The sequence below is a fragment of the Enterovibrio paralichthyis genome (genome assembly GCF_019209835.1).
In the GTDB taxonomy this organism is placed as follows: Bacteria; Pseudomonadota; Gammaproteobacteria; order Enterobacterales; family Vibrionaceae; genus Enterovibrio; species Enterovibrio paralichthyis.
This window is the reverse complement of the sequence record NZ_JAHUTS010000022.1, coordinates 1-21,614: the sequence shown is the minus strand read 5'-3', so window position 1 is coordinate 21,614 and position 21,614 is coordinate 1. Positions and strand designations below refer to the sequence as shown.

Sequence of the window (21,614 nt, the reverse complement as noted above, 5' to 3'; positions counted from 1 at the left end):
ATTTATATCGTTTGCCGTTCAATTTCCAACCGATTAATACTGAACAGGAATTAGTCAATTTTTTTGCCCACGGAGCGGCTGACAAACATCATGACACATATACTACAGCGCCACTGTCATTCAAAACTTCCCGTTGTTTCAGGTGGGGAGGGTATTTTTCTGTTCGACGACCAGGGAAAGCGTTACCTGGATGGCTGTGGCGGCGCAGCCGTTTCCTGCTTGGGACACAGCCACCCGCAAGTGCTCGGCGCAATTCAAAAGCAACTGAGCACTATTCCTTATGCGCATACTGGTTTTTTCACGTCACCCGCCGCAGAAGAACTGGCAGATAGGCTGGCGGACAAAGCCCCTGGGCCGCTGAACCACGTTTATCTGGTCAGTGGCGGCTCTGAAGCGGTGGAAGCTGCGTTGAAGATGGCACGTCAGTATTTTCTGGAAATTGGCCAACCCTCACGCACCCGCTTTATAGCAAGGCGCCAGAGTTACCATGGCAACACATTGGGCGCTTTGGGTGTGGGAGGCAACATGTGGCGCAAGGAGCCTTTCGCTCCCCTGATGCAAAACGGGGAATTAATAGCCCCATGCTATGCCTACCGTGACAAGCAAGCGGATGAAACAGACTTTGATTATGGGCAGCGTGTTGCCAATGAGCTGGAAGAACGGCTCCTGGCAGTAGGACCAGAAACGGTTGTCGCTTTTGTTGCAGAGCCGGTTGTCGGTGCAACCGCTGGCGCACTGGTGGCAGAAAAGGGCTATTTCAAACGCATCCGGGAAATCTGTGACAAATACGGCATCCTGCTGATCCTCGATGAGGTTATGTGTGGTTGCGGCCGCACAGGCACCTACTATGCCTATGAGCAGGAAGGGATTGTGCCGGATCTGGTCACTATGGCCAAAGGTCTGGCAGCAGGTTACCAACCCATTGGCGCGGTGATGATCCATGACAAAATCTATGATGCCATCTTTCACGGCACCGGATACTTTCAACACGGTCATACCTTCATGGCGCATCCATTAGCCTGCGCTGCGGCCTGTGCCACACTCGACGCACTGGAATCCGGAGTGTTGAAAGACGTGACTGAAAAAGGGGGTTATCTGGTCAAACAATTGACAGCCAGACTTGGCGATCATCCTTTTGTCGGTGATATCCGTGGCAGGGGGTTATTCCTGGGACTTGAGTTTGTGGAAGACAAGGCATCAAAAACACCATTTTCGCCAAGCCGGCCGCTCCACCAGCAAATCAAAGCCACTGCGATGGATAACGGCCTGATGTGTTATCCCATGGGTGGCACGATTGATGGAAAACAGGGGCATCACATCCTGTTGGCGCCGCCTTTTATCATCGACGACAATGAAATGGATGAACTGGTTAACCGACTGGCGATAACACTCGACAAGGTCTTTGTCTAAGGAATGATCGTGCATCAAGGAAGAACCATTATTGTTGCGCCAAATGGGGCGCGTCGTGGCAAACAGGAGCACGCTCAGCTGCCAATGACTGTCGACGAAATGGCAGAATGTCTAACCCAATGCCAGGCTGCCGGTGCCGCCATGGCCCATATGCATGTACGTGACAGTCAGGGCAAGCACACTCTGGATGTGGGCCTAAACAGGGAGTGGCTCGTGGAGACCCGGGCCCGTTTTGACCACCAGTTGGTTATCCAATTAACCACAGAAGCCGTCGGCCTCTATCAGCCGGATGAACAAATGGCTCTGGTCAGGGGAACAGAGCCTGAAGCCGTTTCCCTAGCCCTTCGCGAACTGCGCCCCAACGCTTCATTCGAAAAATCAGCCAGTCATTTTTTCCATGAACTCAATGAGCGCCGTATTTACGTGCAATACATTTTGTATGATGCGGCAGATTTGTCGCTTTACTTTCAAATGGTTAATGACAAAACATTGCCGAACAACGGGCATCACCTACTATTGGTACTGGGGAAGTACAAAACAGGCATGTTATCTGACCCCACAGATTTACTCGAATTCGATATCAAGCGCCTAAGCCACAGTGGTGTTTCATGGGCGACCTGTGCCTTTGGACAATACGAGCATCAATGCCTGGCCGCTGCAATGTCGCTCGGTGGCGATGTCAGGGTCGGCTTCGAAAACAACCTGCTCAATTTAGCGGGACAGCGTGCGGAAAATAATGCCGAACTCATTCACCAACTGGCTAATTTGTCTCGGAGCATGGGCTTAAATATCAACTCTGCGGAAGATCTAAGAAAAAATATCTGCCGTAGCTTTGAATCGTGAGGCATCTCTCTTGCGATCGAAAAACCAAGTGTCAGATAATTTCGACGCAAATGGACTCACATTTTATTAACAGCGGATTCTCACCGCGTTAGCAATCACGTCATCGACAAGGACAAAAGCATGAAAGCGTTAAAACCAACTTTGGCCGCAATCAGCTTTGCAGCTGCTCTGACCGCCGTACCAGCACAAGCCAACCAGTTTGTCACTATCGGTACCGGTGGTGTTACGGGTGTTTACTACCCTACAGGTGGCGCAATCTGTCGTCTGGTTAACAAAACCAAGAAAGAGCATGGCATTCGCTGCTCCGTAGAATCTACCGGTGGTTCAATTTACAACATCAACACTATTCGCGCCGGTGAACTCGACATGGGTATCGCCCAATCTGACTGGCAATATCACGCATATAACGGCACCAGCAAATTTGAAGAACAAGGTCCGTACAAAGATCTGCGCGCCGTATTCTCCGTTCACCCAGAACCGTTCACCGTAGTTGCACGTGCTGATTCCGGCATCAAAACCTTTGATGATCTGAAAGGCAAGCGCGTTAACGTAGGTAACCCAGGCTCTGGCCAGCGCGGTACGATTGAGGTACTGATGGACGAAATGGGCTGGACCATGGCCGACTTCAAACAAGTGTCCGAGCTGAAAGCGGCTGAACAGTCTAAAGCACTGTGTGACAACAAAATTGATGCCATGGTTTACACCGTGGGTCACCCAAGTGGCGCCATCCAGGAAGCAACCACCGCTTGTGACAGCGTGATCGTAGATGTAAACAACGCTGCTGCGCAGAAACTGGTTGCTGACAACGATTACTACCGTAAGGCGACAATCCCGGGCGGTATGTACCGTGGCAACGATGGTGACGTGCAAACCTTTGGTGTTGGCGCGACTTTCGTTTCTTCTGCAGAAGTGCCGGAAGAGGTGATCTACAACGTGACCAAAGCAGTGTTTGAAAACTTTGATGACTTCCGTCGTCTACACCCAGCGTTTGCAAACCTGAATAAAGAAGAGATGGTTGCTGACGGCCTGTCTGCACCTCTGCACCCTGGTGCACTGAAGTACTACAAAGAAGCTGGCCTTATCAAGTAAGCCAGATTTAGATAGGCAAAAGGCGGGGTATTTCCCCGCCTTTTTCATGTCTGCGTATTAATGCCGCTTACTGTTTGGCTTCGCCTGTTTCAGCCTCAGCGCTCACTGGCGGTTTGGTCAACTTCCAGACCCGGCCGAAATGCTTGTGATGCCCGGCATCAATACCCGCTTTCTCACCCATACCGTGATAAAGGTCGAGGTGGTTCTTTTTCACCGCGCCGCCAGTATCCAATGCCATCAGCAGTTTAAGCACATGCTGTCCATTCCAGTTTCCCTGCTCATCCAACTGCGGAACTTCAGCCAGCAGTACAGAGCCCATCGGCAGGTATTCGCGGTCTGCCGCCACAGATGCGCCAGCCAGCAATGGGACACCTGCGGTTCCTGTTACTGGGTGTGCCGCCTTGGGCGTGAAAAACACATAAGACGGGTTTTGGTTCAGCAGCTCTTCAACGGTTGCCTCGTCTTGCAAAGCCACCCAGTCTTTGATCGCTTTCAGTGACATTTTCTCACGCGGCACTTCATCACGCTCAATTAACACTTTACCGATGCTGACATAGGGATGACCATTTTTCCCACCGTAGGCAAAATACTCCAGGTTGTCGGTATCGCCGAAATGAATAAAGCCACTGCCCTGCACTTCCATAATGAAGTTATCGATCAGCGATGCACTGTAACCCAGCTCCAGTCCCATGCCATCAAGCGCGCCGTTGTAGATCTCTTCGCGGGTCGGGCAACGCTCGCCACACTCCGGCATGGCATAGACCGGATAACGATACTCAGCATCCGGCTGATGGCGCATTTCGATCACCGGTGAAAAATAGCCGGTAAACAATACGTTGCCATAGCTATCCCCACCACCCATCTGCTCCAGGGAAATACCGTAATCAGCCAGAGCAGTCGGCTCCCCACTCTCTGCCAGCCAGGTTTTCACGCTGTCATACAGCGCTTGATTCGGTGTACTGAGCCGTGGAGAAAGCGTCTCGACTTTCTCCAGCTGACCTGGGAATAGTGAGTAGTCACGGGGCTTGTCAGACGCGATGATCGACACCGGGTTCAACACCTCGTCGAAGCTTCCATCTACATACTGTTGACCTCTGTCCGTCGGGCGTGCGCAAGCGGCCAGAAGTAAAGAAATACCGACAACTGAAAGTGCCTTTTTCACGGGAAATCCTGTTCGTAATTACGTTGCGCAAAGGGTGACAGAAGCACGGAAGATCTGCAATGAAAAGCAGATCTGACAAGCTGAAAGCCACATGAATACCGGCAGTTATATTGCGATCCATGACATATCAATCTTCATTTGAAACACTTTGTCACATATTCGTCATAAATATCAGTTTAAATCTGGTGACACAAAAGTGTCTTAAAAGTTAAACACCTTTGCCGCCACCATATCAGCAAGATAGACGTATAGATTTCGTGAAGGAGTACGGGATGAATTTGAAAGTTGGACGCAAAACCCTGTTGGATCCGGATGCCATTGAGTATCAATGGATCCGTGCACTTGCCAGTGATGGCAGTACAGATGAGATGATCAATGCCAGCATTCGCCGCTGCCTCGGTGGCAGCGACGATGTCGCGGACAGGATTCGAAAGGTAGCACTGGGGTTGTGTCCCGTAACTGAATTGCTGCGCCTTTTACCCAACGGCTATTAAACGGCTACCGAACTTTGACAAATGGCGTACTGTAATGGAAGGGTTTTTCCCTTTGCAGGGTGCTGCTGTTTTCCACAACATAGAGGTAGGTGTTGTTCCCAACAGTATAAATAAGCTTATTGCCGTTGAAGTCATAATGACTGGTCGTGCGGGCACCTTTTACATAAATCCCATCCTTTCGCACCTCAAAACGATCAGCGGCGTAAGGGGCCACACCTTGTTCTATCCACTCACCATAAATGATCGACTGATCAACCTCCACGAAGATCGGGACATCCTTGGCCACTAAAAAACCAATGGTGCCTCCAACAAGCACCACAAAAAGAGAAACAGACTGACCGACAATGCCCAAAATAGCGTCTCGCCAACGAGAAAAAGAAGTAACTATCAACAATATTATTATAAAAACAGTATCAGTGCCGACAAAGCCGGGCATCAATAGTTTGAAGCAGCGTCACCCCTTGCAAAATTAAGAATATTTAGTCACTATCAACGAATATAAAATCAAAAAAATGGAGTAAGGTGTTGAAACTTCGCAGTACAGCACTCGTAAATGGATTTAGACAATCTGCGCCTTATGTGAATGCGCACCAGAATAAAACTGTCGTCATCATGCTGGGTGGCGAAGCGATTGCCGATCCTAACTTTGGCAATATCGTGAATGATATTGCCCTGCTCAATAACCTTGGGATGAGGCTGGTCTTGGTGTACGGTGCTCGTCCGCAAATTAGCCAACTGATAGAAAAACAGGGGCTGGAGACGCCTTACCATAAAGGGGTGAGAGTCACTGACGCCTCAGCTCTTGAAGTGGTCAAGCAAGCAGCCGGGCAACTCCAACTCGATATTACAGCCCGCCTTTCCATGAGCCTGAACAACACCCCTATGGCGGGTGCCCAAATCAACGTTGTGAGTGGCAACTTTGTGATCGCCCAGCCTCTCGGTATCGATGATGGTATCGATTATTGCCACAGTGGACGCATCCGGCGCATTGATATCAACGGGATTAAGCAGCAACTCAACCAGCACTCAATTGTCCTGCTGGGGCCTGTTGCCAGCTCTGTCACCGGGGAGTGTTTCAATCTGACGTCGGAAGAGCTTGCTACCCAATTGGCAATTCGCCTCAACGCAGACAAGCTGATCGGCTTTTGTTCTCTGCAAGGTGTGATTGGCCAGGAAGGAAATGTGGTTTCGGAGCTTTTCCCTCATCAGGCAGAAGAAATTTTACGCCAGCGGGAACAAGCCGGTGACATTAACTCCGGCACTGTGCGCTTTTTACGTGGCGCTGTTGCCGCCTGTAGAAGTGGTGTGCCGCGCTGCCATTTGTTGAGTTACAAAGTGGATGGTTCGCTGATTCAGGAGCTTTTCTCTGTGGAAGGTATCGGCACCCAGATAGTTACTGAAAGTGCCGAACGTGTCCGTCAGGCAACCATTGATGATATCGGTGGTATTCTCGACCTTATCCAGCCGCTCGAAGAGCAAGGTATTCTAGTGCGGCGTTCCCGTGAACAGCTGGAACAGGAGATTGCCCTTTTTACCGTGATTGACCGTGATGAACGGATCATCGGGTGTGCAGCGCTATACCCCTATCCGGAATCAAGCAGCGCAGAAATGGCCTGTGTGGCAGTCCATCCCGAATACAGGGACAGTGACCGCGGCACTCATCTGTTGCAGCATATCAAGCAGCAAGCGCTTCAAATTGGGCTGAAAAGCATCTTCGTGCTGACAACCCGCAGTATTCACTGGTTCCGTGAGCACGGTTTTTTGGAAACCGATGTCTCGGCGCTGCCGGATGCAAAGCAGCAACTCTACAACCTGCAACGCCGATCCAAAGTGTTGACGCTGAGCCTCAACGGCCACGCAATGCGTCGGCCAAGCCGCTAAAGCGCTGGGTTTTACGTTTCACCGCCCGCGCCAGACTGGCGCGGGTTGCAAACACATCCAGCCTGTTCTTGGCACGGGTGATCCCGGTATAAACCAACTCGCGCGTCATGACAGGTGTTGGGGTTGGCGGCAATACCAGAATGGTGTGACCAAACTCCGAACCCTGGGATTTGTGCACCGTCATGGCAAACGCCGTCTGGTGCGCCGGGAGACGACTAGGCAGGAAGGTTTTTGACGAACCGTCAGCCATATCAAACACCACCCTCAATCCCTCTTCCTGCGCCACTACAATCCCAATATCACCGTTGTACAAGCCAAGACCATGATCGTTTTGCGTCACCATCACCGGCCGCCCGACATAAAACAGCTCTTCACCCGGCGCGATCAGCTTTTCGGCCGCCAGTGCTTTTTCAATCGCAATGTTGAGCCCTTTTACCCCGAACGGGCCTTCCGCCAACGCGCACAGTAACCGGACATCCCCAAACTTGCCCAGCACAGAGCGGTTATCGGCGCCGGCTTTCAGCGCGGTGAGGTAGTCCCGGTAACCCGACACGGCAAGCGCAATGGCTTCAGAGTACACATCCGTATCCAGATCATGCAGCGCGATATCCTTAAAGCCACGCTGCAACACCCAGTCCAGCCCGGCTGCATTACCTTCATTTATCGCTTTGGCGAGCTGGCCGATGCCAGACTGGGCATGGAAACGGTAACTCTTTTTCAGCAGACAGACGCCATCAGACACCCGTGATACCGAGTCATCTGCCGCCAGCGAAAAGCCGGTTAATGATGACAGTGTTGCCGTGCGCGGTGGGCTGTAACGTCCATCAGCGCCGAGACAGATATCCCCCAACACAGCACCTGCTTCAACAGACGCTAATTGATCGCGATCCCCGAGCAGAATGACACGCGCATGATCAGGGAGTGCCGATAACAAACGGGCCATTAAAGGCAGATCCACCATAGAGGCTTCATCCACCACCAAAATATCAAGGTGAAGCCGGTTGCCTTCGTGGTGACGGAACTCAACCCGGCTTGGAATTGCCCCCAACAGGCGGTGGATGGTCGACGCCTGAACCGGGATTTTACCCCGAACTTCATCACTGACCGGCAAAGCCGCTACCGCATTGCCGATAGACTCTGTCAGGCGGTTGGCAGCCTTACCCGTGGGTGCCACCAGTTTGATATCAGGCCCGTTTGGTTTATCACTGCTTTGCACCAGTGCCGCCAGCAGTTTTGCAACCGTCGTGGTTTTACCGGTTCCCGGCCCACCGGAAACCACCGCAAAGCGGTAGCTGAGGGCGACAGCTGCGGCCACTTTCTGCCAATTCAGCCGGGCATTGTCATGCACAAGCGATAAGATCTCTGCATCGCTGGCACCGTTTTCCAGAGCCGATTGCAGGGAAAGCAGGTCCACTTTCTCACTGTCAGTGATATCGAAAAAGTCCACCAGCTTGCCGGCTTTCTCGCTCTCATCCCAGCCTGGGAAGAGCTTTCGCAGCAAAGTGATATCTGGCTGGAAAAGCGCATCCAGAATTTCGCTGGCGCCAGAAGCCATTGGAATTTCATTGGTGCGTGAAACAATCTCCTGCGCGACACGCTGTTCTGCCGCCCAGTAACGGTGAAGATAGAGCCGGGTTCCCGCCAGCACCATAGGCGTGGGTGAACTGCCATCCCCGACAACTTCACTGCCCGCCACCAGCGATAAAGCGTTTTCAGGCTGCATGATGGCAGCCAATTTTATAGATTCTGCCGGTGATAAATCGAATAGGCGGGAAGCATCCAGCGCATTGAGATCCACACAGACATTACCTTTACCCAGTTCAAAGCTGACCAATGCCGCCCAACCCACAATCGGTGAATTCCCATCGCCAACCTGCTCGGCGATAAAGCGGGCAAACTGACGGTCAATTGCACGGATGGCATTGCGTTTATACAGGGTTTGTAACCATTCACTCATCGCCATATCAGCGCTCTCCGTCGGTAAACATGGCGTCGAGTCCATCCAGCAATTCAATGGATGGACGGGTGTAGAAAATGCCGTGACGAGTACCGGCCTCAATGCCACGGACAAACAGGTAATAGACGCCGCCGAAATGACGCTCAGGGTCATAATCCGGCAGGCGCTGTTTCAGAAAACGGTGCAGAGCCAGTGAATAGATCTGGTACTGGAAATCGTAGCGGTGATCGACCATCGCCTCTGCCAGAGCCGCTTCTGTGTAATCGGAAGGCGAATCACCAAGATAATTGGACTTCCAGTCGAGCACGTAATATTTGCCCTGCCAGCAGAACACAAGGTCGAGAAAGCCTTTCAGCATGCCGCTTGCGGTTTCAAAATTCAGCTCTCCCGCTTTGGCGGACAATGCGTCATGCTCGCGGATAAGGCTATTGACCCTGGTTGCATTGAGACGTGAGACCGGCATGACAAACTCCATCTCGGTAAGCCTTGCAGCTGCATCAATGTGTGCCAGCATCATGCCTTCATCATTCAGGGGCTGGGATACCACATCGGACAACAGGGTCTGAAGAACAGGCACCCAAGCTTCATCGTAGTTTTCCAGCAGCAACTGATGACGGATCATCGCCGCTACCTCTTCTGAGAACATTGACTGGTCAAACTCAACGTTTTCAAACAAGGTGTGGAGAAAAGTACCCGGTCTGGCACCTTTCGGAAAACGGAAGATAGACAGGACGTCTTCAGCGCTCTCCTCTACTTCAGGACTCTGTTCGCTGGCGGCATCAATATCAAATGCCGGCAGATCTGGCAGTGCACTGCCACTGTGTCCTTGTTTGACCAAACCGGAATAGCTGGTCAAGCGCCAGTCACGACGGATCTGCCCCTGGAACTGTCGTGCACTCAAGGACGTTGATTCTTCCGTTGCGATGTCCAGCTTTCCGCTTTCAAGCGCTGGCGGCGGCAGCATTTGCATTGCCCTTGATGATGGTTCAATCAATTTCTCGACAGCCGAGCGCAGCCCTGCGGTATCTGCCGCTTCTCCTTGTTGGATAAGGTAACCCAGTGCTGAGTGGTGCAGGCCAGTATCACCACCGGATTTGCGTCCCTCTTTCAGCGGCGCCAAACCGATATAACAGCCGTAGACTGCACGGGTCAGTGCCACGTAAATCAGGCGCAGATCTTCTGCCAGACGCTCTTGATCCGCCTGTTCAATCGCATGCTCTGTGTTGATCAGTGACAATATCGGACGGTGCGCTTCGTCATGGTAGAAAGGCCGGCTTGACGGGCGGTAGTTACAGGCAAACGGCAGAAAGACCAGATCGTACTCTAGCCCTTTGGATTTGTGGATGGTGACGATTTGTACCAGATCGCGCTCCGACTCGAGACGCACCTGCTGCTCTTCGCTGTTACCATTCGGGTTGTCGATATGATCGGCCAGCCAGCGGATCAGGGCATGATGGCTGTCCAGCGTCTGGCTTGCCTGTTGTAGCAATTCAGCAAGGTGCATCAAATCGGTCAGGATACGCTCGCCGTTTTCTTCACACAGCAAGCGTTCCGCAATTTTGCGGCGCTGCATCATCTGGCGCAGCATCGGCATCACGCCACGGCTGAACCAGACGGACTGATAAGTGGCAAACTCCACCACGGCCCGCTCCCACGCCTTTTCATCATGGTTAAGTTCATCGATATCTTTCGCCGTCAGCGCAAACAAGCCACTTGCCAACGCAGCGCGAAGTGCCCGCTCATTTTCCGGCATCAACACCGCCGCCAACAGCCGCTGCACATCCTGCGCCAAATGGCTTGCAAACACGCTGTCGCGGTTAGACAAATAAACCGACGCAATACCCTGCCGCGCCAGCGCTTGTTTTACCCTGGCAGCTTCGCTACCGGTACGCACCAGAACCGCAATATCCCCCGCCTGCACCGGTTTACATTTTTCGCCTTTGCAAAATACTGTCTGGCCGTCGGCAGACTCAGTCAGGATCTGGCGGATGGTGGTTGCCGTTGCCGCCGCCATTTGCACTTCATAGTCTGTGCGGGACACAGGCTCTTCGGCATCATCCAGCCAGAATGTCATGGCCGGCTGGGTGATACCGTTTCGCTTCCAGTGACGCAGCTCGGCGCCAGGCGCGTGGTCGACCGCATCGAACGGGATGTCGTCCTCGTAAATAAACGGCGCTTCAGCATGGCTGAACACCCGGTTTACCGCTGTCACCATCTCGGCGGTTGAACGCCAGTTGGTACCTAGATTGTAGTGGTCAGTCACCTGGCGGCGTGCATGGATGTAGGTGAAGATATCTGCGCCACGGAAGGCGTATATTGCCTGCTTGGGATCGCCGATCATAAACAGGCCACATTCCGGCGCGTCGTGGTAGATATCGCTGAAAATCTGGTATTGCTGCGGGTCAGTATCCTGAAATTCGTCAATCATGGCGACCGGGTAAAGCTCCCGGCTCCGGCCAGCCAACAGGCCTTCACTGTCTTGGCGCAGTGCATGTGCCAATTGTGATAGCAGGTCGTCAAACGACAACCAGCCAAAGCGGCGTTTCTCCTGCGCAAGCAGTTCCCGCACCTGACGGATAGCATGGGCGGTTAATGCCTCTTTCAGTGACGGCGGATTGGCGATCAGATCATCGATAGCCTCAAACACCGAATGGGTCGGCACTTCGCCTTTTTTGGTTTTCTCACTTAACGTCGAAGCAGAGAACCGGTAGAGATTATCCGGCAGCTTGTAGCTTTGGGTTGGCTGCACCGCCCATATAGCGATCTCTTCCAGCCAGTTTGGCAAAGAGCGGGCGCTGTAGCTTCGCTTGTCGACACCGGAACTTTTGATGATCGCTTCCAAATCCGCCGCCGCGGCCAGCCATTTCGCTTTCACCTCATCAATGCGCTCAAGGTGATGCTGATGGGCGTCTTCCAGTGAATCCGGCATAACCGGTGCCTGAATATCCACCAGCGGCCCAGAAAGATATGTGCCTATGTCTGCCAACAGGCTTTGCGGCGCAGGCCAGTAGCCACGCACCACCCCCGCTAGCGTTTTTGGCAAGGGGTAAAACTGGCGACGCCAGAAATCGGCCACTGCACGTTCACGCAGCGGGCTTTCGTCAGTAATAAATTCGTTGGTAAACAGGCTGCCGGATTCAAACGCATTCTGGGTCAACATACGCTGGCAGAAGCCATGGATGGTATAGATAGCCGCTTCATCCATTTGGCGTTCAGCCTGCAAAAGGCGAAGCTCGGCCTGACGATGATCGCTTATTGCTGCAAGCAAAGGGGCTATCACCGGATCAGCACTTTCGCCGCGGCTGAAGGCCAGGCGCGCATCATGAATGCGGGCGCGGATACGGTCGCGCAACTCCTGCGTGGCCGCTTCAGTAAAAGTCACCACCAGAATTTTATCCACGCTTAGCGGTGTCGCATGGGCGCTTTCTTCCGAACCGTGACCAAGCAACAGGCGAAGATAAAGACCGGCGATAGTGAAGGTCTTACCCGTACCGGCAGACGCTTCAATCAATCGCTGCCCGTGCAGCGGAAAAGTCATCGTTTCGAGGCGTTGGGTTGGCATAGGTTATTCGCTCGCTGTACAGGTAATTTTTATTGTTATCTGCGTGAAGGGTTGGCGATGAAAAATCATCTCTCCGACAGATGTGGTAGTGGTGTTGTCCCGTTTCAGGCACCTGTTCATTCCGGTGACTCCTCAGCCAACAAGGCCGGTAACAGCACTGCCTGCCCAAGCGCCAACACATTCTCCATTAAACGGTCATCAGCCTGAGGCCATACACGGGCAACGTAGGCATTCTCGCCTTCCCCGTTGGTCATATAGCCACCGTTAAAGGCGACATACATTTTACTGAATGCCTTTTCTAGCGTGCCGGTGTCATCCATCCAGTTGCCTTTCTTATCCAAACAGGCAGCAATCCCAGCCATCGCTGTATCCGGCAGGTAGGCCAAAGGTTTGTCCATGCCTTCAAAGTACAGGTTCAGGTAATCCGAAAGACGAGAGATGGCTTCATCTGCCGCAACCGGCAACCACACGACCTCTTCATCAATACCGATAAAGCGTGTCGGGATAACCTCACCCGCTGCACATTGACAGAGGTGATCAATCCAGGCTGCCAGCCTGTCTTTGGCGCGCACCTTACCGCTTCGGTACAGCAGGCGGCCATCACGGTAGCGATCATCCAGCCACCCCTGCAGCGAAACTTCGCCGTACTGGGTTGAGATCCGCAGGTTGATTTCCTGAGGTACCCGCTTGGCTTCGAGACAAGGTTTGAGTTTCGTGTACTGGGCGAGGATGGCACTTTGCTCGGCTTCCAGCGCCAGCTCACCAAAATGGCTCAGTGGCAAACTGCCACTGGCTTTCTGGCGTTGGAAAAATGCGGACAGCGACGCTTCATCGTCACCCTGATTAATCACATGGGTAAGCAAGGCATCGCGCAGTTGATAGCGGTTGAGATTGTCCAATGCAAATGGCTCTGCATCTTCCATGGCACCGTCGCTGGCTTCAAACACCACCTTGAGACGGCGGTTAAAGAAATACTGCACCGGCATCCGCCAGAAGCGCTGAAACTCTGCCAGCTCCAGCACGTTGCTTTGGGTATCTGCCTCCGTCAAGAGGGCATCGTCCCCGAAAAACGGCAGAGCCAGCTCACCTTCTCCACGCGCAGCAGGCAACCATTCGGCGGCGTAGCTTTGGCGACCTTCAGTAAATGCCAATTTACTGAATGGCACCAACGGATGGTGATGGATGAGATGCGAAAGGAGCTTTTCGCCGGATTCGTGCTCCGGCAGCCGTTCATCCCCCGCAAGACAATAGCCCTGACGGCAATAGTCGAGCAGCTCAGTGACCAGCACTGACGGCACTTTCACGGAGTTATCCTGCACCGACCGCCCTACGTAACTGATGTAAAGGCGTTGCTGCGCAGATTGCAGGGCTTCGAGGAACAGGTAACGGTCATCATCCCTGCGGGATCGATCCCCAGCGCGGCCGCGACCAGCCATTAAATCAAACCCGACGGGGGCAATGGTACGCGGATAGTCGCCATCGTTCATGCCCAGAAGGCAGACTACCTGGAACGGGATCGAACGCATTGGCATCAAGGTACAGAAGTTAACCTGCCCGGCAAGGAAACGCTGGCTTACGCGCTCGCCACCCATTTTTTCACTGAGGTAATCACGCACTATGGTCAGCGGCAGGGGCAGGCTGAATCCGGCATCGTCCAGTTGGGTCAGCCAGTTATCCAGTTGGCTACGGATAAGTTGACCGGCAAGCTCTTCCCCGGTATCCAGGTCAAACAACTCTGTAAACAATGTGGTCAGGGTTTGTACCCATTGCTCGCCATTTTGAGCAAGGTTGAGTGACGCCTGCGCATCAATCAATACCCGGAAGAATTCCCCGAGTTTTCCGGCTAAATCGGCTTCCAGCCCCTGCACCTCGTCGTAGGCCAAAACATCGTTGTACAAGCCTGCCTCACTTGGCATGGCATAGCCCAGCAACATACGGTTAAGACCAAACAACCAGGTATTCTGGTGCTGCTCTGGCAGCGAGAAATGGGCTGCTGTACTGTCATCCAGCCCCCAGCGGATGCCCGCTTCCTCTACCCAGAACTTCACTTTTGCAAACTGGCGGGTATCAAGGCCAAACTTTCGAAGTACTGCCGGTACTTCCAGTATTTCCAACAGCTCCGCTGCGCTGCAACGGCTATCAGGCAGACTCAGCAGGCGCAAAAATGTGGTCAGTACCGGGCTTTCCTGATCGGCGGTACGGTCAGAAATCGAGAACGGGATATAGCGTTCACCCGGCGCATTGCCAAACACCGCCTGGATAGCCGGGCTGTAGGCATTGATGTCTGCCACCATCACAATGATGTCGCGCGGTGTGAGGTTTGGGTCAGCTTCGAGCATCTCCAGCAATCTGTCGTGCAACACCTCCACTTCACGCATCGGGCTATGGCAAACTTCGACGGTGAGCGAACGGTCGTCGTGCTCAACTGCCAGTTTGCTTTCGCTGGTCTGTGTTTCCTGCAAGTTGCCCGGTTCGACTAAATCCAGGATATCGGCCTGAATATGATGCAGCAGCGAATCGCGCGGTATATCAACAAAACCCTGATCGACTTCGTTGCATTGAAGCTCTGAAATCAGCAGAAGGTTGTCCCGTCCCAGCTTGCCCATCGACGCCAGCAAACTGTTACCCACTTCTGCGCTGTCGTCCTCTTCCATTAACGGCAAGGCAAATTGCGCGGGTTCATCAGCACTTGCCACCCGCGTAACACGGGACTCCATGCTGGCGGCACGTTTGGCCAGATAGCGTTTGTCGCGGATATCTCCCCAGTAATAACGGCAAGGGTTGGTAAACAGGTAATGGACATCAATGTGTTCACCAAGCGCCTTCAGGGCATCCATGTAGCGCGGGGGCAACGCAGATATACCGAAAACAAACACGCGTTCAATATGGGCCAGCCCTTCCGGCTTGGCACTCTGCGCGCTCAGGGCATCAATAAACTCTTCGTAAAGGTTCGCCCTGTGAAACGGTGACTGACCTAACGACAGGGTGTAATCATACAATGCCTGCCAAAGGGCTGGCTGCCAGCCGCTTTCATCGCCTAACTCGGGCACAGGCTGTTGCCCTTCCCAGGCTTTAATCCACTCAGGGCGGTAAACCAAATACTGGTCGTAAATATCCGCTATTTTACCGGCCAACTGATACAGCTTTTGATTGTCGGTGTCGTTTTCAAGGTAACGGCGCAGGGTATCAAACGCCGGCTCGCTGAGCTTTTCCGGCAACACTTCCATCAACTTCCATGTCATGGCTTCTTTATTGAAGAAGCTGCGCTGCGGCACATCGTCCAGAATATGGGTGAACATTTGCCAGATAAACGTCGCGGGAAGCGGAAATTCAACATTGGCAACAATGCCCTGCTCTTTTGCCATTTCCAGCTTCAGCCACTGCGCCATGCCTGGGCTCTGTACCAGGATGATTTCTTTTTGAAACGGATTAGCCAAAGGCTGCTGTTGGATAATGGCGACAAGCAGGCTTTTCAGCAGATCGAGTTGATTGGAGTGATAGACGGTGAACACGGGAGAGACTCTTGATGTCGACGATAAAGCGATTGTGGCGGAATGGTCTCCAGAGTGCAATTTCAGGCGGTTAGAAATGACAGCGCCTGCACAAGGCAGGCGCTTTATCCATCAGGCTGTTGCAGGTTGTTTGAACTGCAGGGAAATGAAGCGGCGGTAATGCATTGCCACAAAACCTACCACCAGGGTTGCCACAATCAGTTCCACGTATGCCAACACTGAAATCTGCTCAACATACTGGGAAGCAACACCAACTGATGCCATCCAGTGTGCTGTCTTATACAGCGCAGTTGCACCGATGACCATCGGGAACGTAAATGCTGCAAAGCCAGGAGAAAACGGCAAACGCATCAGACGAACGAACGAGACATAGATAATAAATGTCATCAGCACTGCGATACCAAACAGCAAGGCAACGATCACAGGCGATGGCGATTGAGTTACGGTCAGGTAACCTGCCAGCGACAGACTGGCTGGCGCCGCCAGAATAGCGATCGTTGGTTTAGCTGCATCTGGCACTTCGCTACAGAAAATCAGGCGATACAGCATCATTGGCAGCAAAATCGCGTAGGCAATCATACCAAAATAGAGCACGGCTTCTGCCACCGGGCGCAAAGCAGGCGTACCAGGGAATGCCACGTCAGCAACAATCAACCCTACTGGGGGTACGAACCAGCTCGGCACCATATGGGTAATATCGAAATCTTTTGCACGGTGGTAGCTGAAAGAAATCAGGAACGCGACATGCGCTATCACCGCCGCCAACCAAAGTGCATTACCCATAGTCGGCGAAACCTTGTAGACGCTGTTAGAGACAATCATTACGCCCATTGCAAAGGTCGGTACCACACTACCCACAACTGGATGTTTCAGATCGTTCCAAAGCCCTTGAGGACTGAGCATAAACTTCAGCGCAATCAGAAGCAGCATTACACCACCGATCACAGCACCCAGTGTTTGCGCGCTGCCACCAAAGTTGCCCGCGTTTTCCCAGCTCCATCCAAGGCTTGCGATTGCCAGCGCCAAGCCGGCCATCGGGGTGGGAAGTAAATTCAGTCGTCTACGCATCGCTCTGTCACATCTTTAGAAGTAAAACACATAATTTATGATAGAACGGCATTAGATTTTAGTATATCTGAATCTTTTTAAACCACCGTTAAGTTATACTTAACAAAAAACTTCCTTACATTTCAGCCACACCAGAAATTCACGTCGCAAACATAGGAACGCAATATGTCCGTTTCACTTCGTCAACTTCAGGTTTTCGTCGCCGTCGCACAGGAAAAGACCATCACTGCGGCCTCTACGTTGCTATACCTGTCTAAACCGGCAGTCAGCATGGCGTTAACAGAATTGGAGAACCAGCTTGGTCACAAGCTGTTCGAGCGGGTGAATAACAGGTTGGTGATCAACGAGCATGGCAGCCGTCTCTTGCCACTGGCCGACGAACTCTTGATGCGAAGCGATGAGATCATGACGGTGTTGGATACGACCAACGAACTGATCGGTCAGTTGAACATCGGTGCCAGCGATACAATTGGCAACCAACTGGTGCCCTTTTTACTGCGGGATTTTCGCGCTGACACCGGTCACACCCAGCAGACGCTCATTGTCTCCAACAGTCAGGCTATTATCGATGCTATCCTCGCGTTTGAGCTTGATATAGGTTTCATTGAGGGGTTAGGGGAAATCCGCCACCAGTTGGGACACTCTGATCTTGCGATGCAACCCTGGCTAAGTGATGAAATGTGTATTGCCTGCGCGATCGATCATCCTCTGACGCAATCAGACAGCCTGACTCTGTTTGATTTAGAAAACCATAACTGGATTTTACGCGAATCTGGCTCAGGAACCCGAGAGCATTTCCTTTCGCGGCTTGCACCGCGGCTGGAGCATTGGAATATCGCTTTCGAGCTTCGCACTACTGAGGCGATCATTAACTGTGCCTCCGCTGGACTTGGGTTAGCCTATCTGTCGAGACTGGCAGCACGTCATGCCGTTGCCAATAACAGATTGAAACTTCTCGAAGTACCACTGGATTTGCGACGCCAATACTGGACGGTGCGCCATAAGGACAAGCACCAGTCCCCACTGATGACGCGCTTCGACAGCTTTGCATCCCAGTGGCAACTACGCGACTAAACCCGATTGTCACCCACACTGTAGGCGATGATCTGACTTATCTGGCATAACGGCCGTCCACTTTCCTCCTGCCAGTGGTTAAAGGCTTCTTGCGCAGCCTGAAGGGATTTTCGAGTATCACGACCACCATCAATGATTTGGTAAGCCCGCAAGTAACCCTCCACGTCGCCAGACAAAATAAAGGTATCTTTTCCCATCATACGAAGAGAATATGGCCCCGTATTTCCACCTAACCGGTTGCCATGCTTTTTAAGGTAAGCCCACAATCCAATAATGTCTGACTCTGGCCAATCAGCTATAAACCGGGAAAAGCTGCCGTGTTGTTTAGCGGCGCGTTGAATCATTTGAGCGTTGTGAGGAATGGTCATCACCTTGCCGAGGTGTCGGATGATTGCTGGGTTGGTTGCTTTTTCTTCCCACATTTCCGGAGGCACCAGGCACATTTTCTCTATGTCAAAGCCCCAAAACACCTCTTCAAATCCTGACCATTTATTTCTAACCACCTGCCAGTTCATACCCGACTGGAAAATCTTCTGGCTGAACATTGCCAGCCAACGGTCATCCGGGATCCCGATTAATTCCTGCTGACCAAGTGGAAATGACAAGCGTTGTTCCAATGCACTATTGCTTCCTTTGCGCGTCGCCGCCCGGTGATAAATATCTGAAAATTTTTCCAATGCCATCACAGTAATCACGGTTAAACTAGACAGGTGTTTTTACTTTACTGTATAAACAGACAGTAAACAAATTAAGAGAGGTTAACCATGGCCGTTATCGTCAAATATGTGGTTGAACGCAACGGAGAAGAGAAGATGACTTTTACCTCTAAAGCGGACGCTGACGCATACGATAAAATGCTCGACATGGCAGATGAACTGTTTGAACTGCTGGGCAAAAGTGATGTTGTCAGCGGTGAAGAGCAACGAGAGGAATTGTCTCTCTTTCTGGCGCAAAATCGCGAAGAAGTGCTGTATGCACTGGGTGCAAAGCGTAAGCCTGCACCAAAAGCCAGCAAGAAAAAAGCAGAAGCAGCATCAAAAGAAGACGACGCAGAAGCCGCGTAATATTGAAAAACGCTCCCCTGGGAGCGTTTTTTATTTCATCTTCGTCCTGTTTTTAGGCCTAGATTCCGCGAATCATTCTTATTCGCCATTTATCTGCAGTAATCTCCCCTCTCTCCCTTCAATCTTCGCAGGGTTCACTTTAAGATGTCCCCAGTAAATAAAAATTGAATAACGTTGGCGCTGCAGCGCGTCAAGTAAAGAGACAAGGAGACTCCTTCATCATGGCAAGTTTTGCTCTTGCGTTTGGCACCGCGACCAAAAACAAAGACGGAAAAATCATCGAAGCATTTTTCCCAACCCCAGTTTTAAACCCATCAGAAGCACTGGTTTCTGCGCTGGCTGATGTAGTTAGCTACAAAGACAGCAACGAAGTGTTCGACGTTGAACCATCACAATGCGCAGCAATCGCTTCTGCATTCTCTGCAGCTGATGAACAAGCGACGGCGGCATTTGCTACTAAAGCGGCTGAATCAAACCAACCTTTGGTCTTGGTCATTCTGGCAACAGATGAAAAACCGGCCAGTGTTGCAGAGGGCTTTTTGAAGCTCCAACTGATCTCTCATCGTCTGGCAAAACCACACACTATTGTTTTGGATGGTATTTTCGGCCTGCTGCACAACATTGCATGGACCAACCAGGGCCCAATCGACCTGCCAGAGCTGGCTGAGCGTCAAATGGAAGCTCGCTTGAAAGGTGAAACCCTGACAGTAGATTGCGTAGACAAGTTTCCTAAGATGGTTGATTACGTGGTTCCAACTGGCGTTCGTATCGCAGATACGGCGCGTGTTCGCTTGGGCGCGCACGTGGGCGAAGGTACTACGGTTATGCACGAAGGCTTTATCAATTTCAATGCGGGCACTGAAGGTGTAAGCATGGTTGAAGGCCGTATTTCAGCAGGCGTTATGGTAGGTAACGGCAGCGACATCGGTGGTGGCGCTTCTATCATGGGCACACTGAGTGGTGGTGGTCAGCTGGTTATTTCTATCGGCGAAAACAGCCTTCTGGGTGCAAACGCCGGTCTGGGTTTCCCTCTGGGCGATCGTTGTACCATTGAATCAGGCCTTTACGTAACTGCTGGTACCAAGGTTACCATGCTGGATGCAAACGGCCAGGAAGTTGAAACTGTGAAAGCACGTGATCTTGCTGGTAAAGCAGACTTGCTTTTCCGTCGCAATTCAGTTACCGGCAAAATTGAATGCCTGACCAACAAATCTGCGGTAGAGCTTAACGCTGAGCTACACGCGAACAACTAAGCTGTCTACAAGCTTTGAATAGAAGAAGACCAGCTAATTGCTGGTCTTTTTTGTACTCAGTTAAAGTTACCCGCCTCTAACCCAGTTTCCCAGTTCTGTTTATACTCCCAGCCTCTTGGGGAGTCATCAATGCACACTGCATTATAAGGTTTACCGAGAATACCCGCTTTGTAAGCATTGTTCGGGTTGCAGTACTCTTTCATATGAGATTGGTAGGCAGTCAGGTAATCCTGCTGCGCTTCTGCACTGCTCGCTCCCAACTTATCCAGTTCCTCTGCAGAGCGCGGTCTATTTCCGGCTTCCACATCATAACTTGCCAGCCCAGCCCAATTATCTTTTTCCGACAGTTGAGTTACGGCCTGATTACTACACCCAGCAAGAGCTGTGGCAAACAATACGCTAATTACTACTTTGTTCATATCGACCTCCTTTGCCATGTTGATAGCAGTATAAGTAACGATACTTAATAGAGACCGTACAAAGATTGAAATCTTATTCAATGAAATTGAAGGCCAGTTTAAACAGGATCAATCTGGCTTTTTACAAACTCCAGACGCGAAAAAGCCCGGACCGGTTGGTCAGGGCTTTTTCTGCTTTTTTTGTCTTCACTTTTTTAAAAAGTGAAAGAAAATTGGGAGCCTGGCGATGTTCTACTCTCACATGGGGGTGGATAAAGCACGTATTGAGGCGCATGCGCCGGGTGCTTTTGGAACGAGAGCAGCTGTGCTGCGAACTGGACGAACCCGCAAACGCGGCGGGCGACCGCGAAGAAGGACACCCCCTCAGATACTGACGATAAGGCCATCCCGATGGTTCGTCCATCCCATTATGTTTCAATTTACTGCAAACGCAAAAAGGCCATCCTTACGGATGGCCTTTTTGACTGTATTTGAAGCCTGGCGATGTCCTACTCTCACATGGGGAGACCCCACACTACCATCGGCGCTGCTCTGTTTCACTTCTGAGTTCGGCATGGAATCAGGTGGGTCCAAAGCGCTATGGTCGCCAAGCAAATTCTGTATTGGGGTTCTCGGTCCTGGGAACACCAATTAAAATCTTGGAAAGCTGATGCCGTTGCTCTTCCTAGTACCTAGGGCCTCGCAACCGCTGTTCTCTTTTACACATTCAATGTTCTTTTCGAGTCCGTCAAAACCCCTTGGGTGTTGTATGGTTAAGCCTCACGGGCAATTAGTACAGGTTAGCTCAACGCCTCACAGCGCTTACACACCCTGCCTATCTACGTCG

Annotated in this window: 16 protein-coding genes and 2 rRNA genes; 8 read left to right on the top strand and 10 right to left on the bottom strand. The window is 51.9% G+C overall.

Annotated features, from left to right (window positions below):
* Positions 1 to 90 precede the first annotated feature (90 nt).
* The 3 genes from KU854_RS19430 (at position 91) to KU854_RS19420 (ending at position 3,342) form a co-directional block, all read left to right on the top strand.
* The gene (locus tag KU854_RS19430) at positions 91 to 1,410 is read left to right on the top strand and encodes an aspartate aminotransferase family protein (RefSeq protein WP_218360007.1); all 1,320 of its coding nucleotides are present in this window, start codon (positions 91 to 93) and stop codon (positions 1,408 to 1,410) included.
* 9 nt (positions 1,411 to 1,419) lie between these two features.
* Positions 1,420 to 2,253, top strand: a complete 834-nt coding sequence (locus tag KU854_RS19425) for a beta-keto acid cleavage family enzyme (protein ID WP_218360006.1) — start codon at positions 1,420 to 1,422, stop codon at positions 2,251 to 2,253.
* Positions 2,254 to 2,373: 120 nt separating this feature from the next.
* The gene (locus KU854_RS19420) at positions 2,374 to 3,342 is read left to right on the top strand and encodes a TAXI family TRAP transporter solute-binding subunit (protein WP_218360005.1); all 969 of its coding nucleotides are present in this window, start codon (positions 2,374 to 2,376) and stop codon (positions 3,340 to 3,342) included.
* Between the two features lie 67 nt (positions 3,343 to 3,409).
* Here the strand turns inward: KU854_RS19420 and mltA are convergent, their stop codons facing one another.
* Positions 3,410 to 4,504: a murein transglycosylase A gene (mltA, locus tag KU854_RS19415; protein ID WP_218360004.1), complete on the bottom strand. Its 1,095-nt coding sequence runs from the start codon at positions 4,502 to 4,504 to the stop codon at positions 3,410 to 3,412.
* Between the two features lie 272 nt (positions 4,505 to 4,776).
* Between mltA and KU854_RS19410 the strand changes: the two genes are divergently transcribed.
* Complete coding sequence (locus KU854_RS19410) at positions 4,777 to 4,998, top strand: thioredoxin domain-containing protein (RefSeq protein WP_218360003.1); 222 nt, start codon at positions 4,777 to 4,779, stop codon at positions 4,996 to 4,998.
* 4 nt (positions 4,999 to 5,002) lie between these two features.
* Here KU854_RS19410 and KU854_RS19405 read toward each other — a convergent pair whose 3' ends face one another.
* Complete coding sequence (locus tag KU854_RS19405) at positions 5,003 to 5,434, bottom strand: DUF2850 domain-containing protein (protein ID WP_255555649.1); 432 nt, start codon at positions 5,432 to 5,434, stop codon at positions 5,003 to 5,005.
* Between the two features lie 89 nt (positions 5,435 to 5,523).
* Between KU854_RS19405 and argA the strand changes: the two genes are divergently transcribed.
* On the top strand, positions 5,524 to 6,879 hold the full coding sequence (argA, locus tag KU854_RS19400) for an amino-acid N-acetyltransferase (RefSeq protein ID WP_218360002.1): 1,356 nt from the start codon (positions 5,524 to 5,526) through the stop codon (positions 6,877 to 6,879).
* On the opposite strand, the gene recD is transcribed toward argA, so the two are convergent.
* The 4 genes from recD to KU854_RS19380 form a co-directional block, all read right to left on the bottom strand.
* On the bottom strand, positions 6,845 to 8,842 hold the full coding sequence (gene recD, locus KU854_RS19395) for an exodeoxyribonuclease V subunit alpha (protein WP_218360001.1): 1,998 nt from the start codon (positions 8,840 to 8,842) through the stop codon (positions 6,845 to 6,847). The genes argA and recD overlap by 35 nt on opposite strands.
* A 1-nt stretch (position 8,843) precedes the next feature.
* Complete coding sequence (gene recB / locus KU854_RS19390) at positions 8,844 to 12,398, bottom strand: exodeoxyribonuclease V subunit beta (RefSeq protein ID WP_218360000.1); 3,555 nt, start codon at positions 12,396 to 12,398, stop codon at positions 8,844 to 8,846.
* A 116-nt stretch (positions 12,399 to 12,514) separates the two neighbouring features.
* Entirely contained in the window at positions 12,515 to 15,910 is a 3,396-nt protein-coding gene (recC, locus tag KU854_RS19385; RefSeq protein WP_218359999.1) for an exodeoxyribonuclease V subunit gamma, read from the bottom strand.
* Positions 15,911 to 16,021: 111 nt separating this feature from the next.
* The gene (locus KU854_RS19380; RefSeq protein ID WP_472848987.1) at positions 16,022 to 16,978 is read right to left on the bottom strand and encodes a TDT family transporter; all 957 of its coding nucleotides are present in this window, start codon (positions 16,976 to 16,978) and stop codon (positions 16,022 to 16,024) included.
* A gap of 165 nt (positions 16,979 to 17,143) precedes the next feature.
* On the opposite strand from KU854_RS19380, the gene KU854_RS19375 reads away from it, so the two are divergent.
* Entirely contained in the window at positions 17,144 to 18,052 is a 909-nt protein-coding gene (locus tag KU854_RS19375) for a LysR substrate-binding domain-containing protein (RefSeq protein ID WP_218359998.1), read from the top strand.
* Here KU854_RS19375 and KU854_RS19370 read toward each other — a convergent pair.
* Positions 18,049 to 18,735, bottom strand: a complete 687-nt coding sequence (locus KU854_RS19370) for a DNA-3-methyladenine glycosylase I (RefSeq protein WP_218359997.1) — start codon at positions 18,733 to 18,735, stop codon at positions 18,049 to 18,051. The genes KU854_RS19375 and KU854_RS19370 overlap by 4 nt on opposite strands.
* Positions 18,736 to 18,816: 81 nt before the next feature.
* On the opposite strand from KU854_RS19370, the gene KU854_RS19365 reads away from it, so the two are divergent.
* Together KU854_RS19365 and dapD are read left to right on the top strand one after the other, a co-directional pair.
* The gene (locus KU854_RS19365) at positions 18,817 to 19,116 is read left to right on the top strand and encodes a YebG family protein (RefSeq protein WP_054780426.1); all 300 of its coding nucleotides are present in this window, start codon (positions 18,817 to 18,819) and stop codon (positions 19,114 to 19,116) included.
* Between the two features lie 221 nt (positions 19,117 to 19,337).
* Positions 19,338 to 20,369 carry a 2,3,4,5-tetrahydropyridine-2,6-dicarboxylate N-succinyltransferase gene (dapD, locus tag KU854_RS19360; protein WP_218359996.1) on the top strand — a complete coding sequence of 344 codons (1,032 nt, stop codon included), beginning with the start codon at positions 19,338 to 19,340 and terminating at the stop codon, positions 20,367 to 20,369.
* Positions 20,370 to 20,425: 56 nt separating this feature from the next.
* Here the strand turns inward: dapD and KU854_RS19355 are convergent, their stop codons facing one another.
* The 3 genes from KU854_RS19355 to KU854_RS19345 form a co-directional block, all read right to left on the bottom strand.
* Entirely contained in the window at positions 20,426 to 20,788 is a 363-nt protein-coding gene (locus KU854_RS19355) for a DUF2799 domain-containing protein (protein ID WP_218359995.1), read from the bottom strand.
* A gap of 475 nt (positions 20,789 to 21,263) precedes the next feature.
* A 5S ribosomal RNA gene (rrf, locus tag KU854_RS19350) occupies positions 21,264 to 21,379 on the bottom strand.
* Positions 21,380 to 21,536: 157 nt separating this feature from the next.
* Positions 21,537 to 21,614 (bottom strand): 23S ribosomal RNA (locus KU854_RS19345); the annotation flags it as partial.